This is a genomic window from Methylobacterium sp. FW306-05-D (genome assembly GCF_058782155.1).
Genome location: NZ_JBYSXL010000155.1, coordinates 1 through 2,908 on the forward strand (window position 1 = coordinate 1; position 2,908 = coordinate 2,908).

The 2,908-nt window shown below is 74.0% G+C and carries 2 protein-coding genes and 1 pseudogene; all 3 read left to right on the forward strand.

Annotation, left to right across the window (positions count from 1 at the left end):
- Positions 1-546, forward strand: a pseudogene (locus AC3WLN_RS23875) (trifunctional transcriptional regulator/proline dehydrogenase/L-glutamate gamma-semialdehyde dehydrogenase); the annotation flags it as partial.
- A gap of 350 nt (positions 547-896) precedes the next feature.
- Positions 897-1,955 carry a glycoside hydrolase family 43 protein gene (locus AC3WLN_RS23880; RefSeq protein ID WP_492485444.1) on the forward strand — a complete coding sequence of 353 codons (1,059 nt, stop codon included), beginning with the start codon at positions 897-899 and terminating at the stop codon, positions 1,953-1,955.
- A 149-nt stretch (positions 1,956-2,104) separates the two neighbouring features.
- Positions 2,105-2,908 (forward strand): metallophosphoesterase family protein (locus AC3WLN_RS23885; protein ID WP_492485445.1); only part of this gene is annotated, 804 nt, incomplete at its 3' end.

Below are 2,908 nucleotides of genomic sequence, written 5' to 3' on the forward strand. Positions count from 1 at the left end.
GCCCTGGCCTGGGCCGCGTGGCTGCGCGACCAGGGCCGGCACGGGGAGGCCGCGGCCGCCGCGGCGCTGATCGCCGGCAGCCCCGTGGGCGGCACGCGCCTGCTGCCGGGACCGGTGGGCGAGGAGAACCGCTACGGCCTGCATCCGCGCGGCACGATCCTGTGCCGGGCGGAGACCGGGCCGGGTCTGGCGGCACAGATCGGCGCGGCGCTGGCCGCCGGCAACCGCGTCGCCCTCGCCCCCTCCGCGCCGGCCGCGGCGCTCCTCGCCGCCCTGCCCCGCGACCTCGGCGGAGTCATCCGGGCCGCCGATCCGGAGACCGAGGCCGACGCGGTCCTGTGGGAGGGCGGGGCCGAGGCCCTGACGGCCTTCGCCGCGGCCCTGGCCGCCCGGCCCGGGCCCCTCGTGGCGATCCACCGGCCCCGGCCCGATCCGGCCGCCGGCACCGAGGCCTACCCGGTCGAGGGCCTGGTCCGCGAGCGCGTGATCAGCCTCAACACGGCGGCCGCCGGCGGCAACGCCGGCCTGATGACCTTGAGCGATTGAGGGCGACCCTGCACGCGCGGCCGAATCCGTCGCGACCGTCCGGGCTCGCGGGCGGAGCCGGGAGGCCGCGTTGCGACCGGGCGCCGATCCGCCTCGACAGGGATGTCCTCGATCCCGGCATCGCCCGGGGGGCACCACGGTGCCGGGAGGCGCCCCCGACCGTTTGACGACGGTCTCGGACTGCACGAACGTCGCCGGACGACAGGGGGGACTTCGGCATGGATCTCCGGATGGATGGATCGCATCGCGAGGCCAGGACGGTCGGGCCGGGGCCATCGGGTCCACCCGACGGCCCCGAGGAGGTGCGGCGGAGGATGCGCACGGCCGGATGGCCGTGCGATCGGGGGCTGATGAACGGCCTGCTCCACTGGGCGCTCTGCGGCGTCGCCGCGATGTCTCTCGCTGCCGGTCCGACGGCGGTGGTGGCCGCCCCGCCTGCCATCCTCGGCAAGGCCCCGGCCGGTCCGCTGCGCATGCCCGCCATGCCGCTGCACGACCCGTGGATCGTCGCCGACCGCGACACCGGCACCTATCACCTGTTCACCCGCAACGAGCCGACGATGACGGGCGATCCCCGCGTCGGCATCATGATGTACACGAGCCGCGACCTGAAGGACTGGCAGCCGCCGCGCGTCGTCTTCACGCTGCCGCCCGATGTCTGGGCGAACGACGGGGCCTGGGCGCCGGAGGTGCATCGGTGGCGGGGGCGGTGGTATCTCCTCTCCACGTTCTTCAACCAGGCCGACAAGTTGCCGCCGAACGGCCCGCGCCGGTCCATCCGGCGCAGCACGCTGCTCGCCGTTTCCGACCGGATCGCGGGTCCCTACGCCTTCGTCCGCGACGGGGCGCCGATCGTCGAACCGTCCGTCATGACGCTCGACGGCACGCTCTACGTCGATCCCAGGGGGCGGCCGTGGCTCGTCTATGCCCACGAATGGGTGCAGGCCGGCGACGGGACGATCGAGGCGCTGCCGCTGGACGAGACCCTCGCGGCGGCGGGTCCGCGACAGGTGCTGTTCCGCGCGTCCGACGCGCCCTGGGTCGCCGGCGCCCATCATGCGGACGGCAGCACGACCTATGTGACCGATGGCCCCGAACTGTTCCGCACGACCTCCGGGACGCTGCTGATGCTGTGGTCCAGCTACGACCGGACCGGGTACGTGCAGGGAATCGCACGCTCGACATCGGGGGAGATCGGGGGGCCGTGGGAACAGCTGCCGCCGCTGATCCGCGACGACAGCGGGCACGGCATGCTGTTCCATCGCTTCGACGGCACGCTGATGCTGGTCCTCCACCACCCGTTCCGTCACGCGCGCGGCCGTCTGTTCGAGATGCGCGACGCGGGGGATCGTCTGGAGGTGGTCCGGGAGGCCAAGGACCTGGATTTCGGTGGCGCGCCGCCGCCGTGAGGCGGAACCGGCGGGAATCGGCCCGGGCCTGCATCGCACGCACCCCGCGGCCCCGCGTTGCAATCGGCCGCCAAACCCGCGAGGTTGCGGCCCCGCCCCGGACTTCGACCCCGTGGGGCGCGCGAGCCCAGGGACCCCGCCCCCCGCGTATGTCCGCGTTCACCTTCATCCACGCCGCCGACCTGCATCTCGGCAGCCCGCTCAGCGGCCTCGCCCTCAAAGACCCCGACATCGCCCGGCGCTTCGCCTCGGCCGGGCGCCGGGCCTTCGAGGATCTCGTCACCCTGGCGATCGAGCGGGGCGTGGCCTTCCTGATCGTGGCCGGCGACGTCTATGACGGCGACTGGTCCGATAACACCATCGGGCTGTTCTTCGCCCGCCAGGTCGCCCGCCTCGACCGGGCCGGCATCCCCGTCATCCTGGTGCGCGGCAACCACGACGCCGAGAGCGTCATCACCCGCTCGATCACCCTGCCGGATTCGGTGCGCACCTTCCCGACGACCCGGGCCGAGACCCACCGCCTCGACGCGCTCAGGGTGGCGCTGCACGGGCGCAGCTTCCCCAACCGGGCGGTGGAGGAGAACTACGCCCTCACCTATCCGCCCGCCCTGCCGGGCTGGTTCAACATCGGCATCCTGCACACCTCCTGCACCGGCCACGCGGCGCACGCCACCTACGCCCCCTGCTCGGTGGCGGACCTGGCGGGGCGGGGCTACGCCTACTGGGCGCTGGGCCACGTGCACGACTATGCCGAGCTCTCCCGCGACCCCTGGATCGTGTTTCCGGGCAACCTCCAGGGGCGCAGCATCCGCGAGCCCGGCCAGAAGGGCGCCGTCGCCGTGTCCGTCGCCGACGGGCGGGTGCAGGGCGTCGAGCGCCTCATCGTCGACCAGGCCCGCTTCCATCCCCTCGACGTCGATCTCTCCGGCGTGGCCGACGAGCGCGCGGCGGTC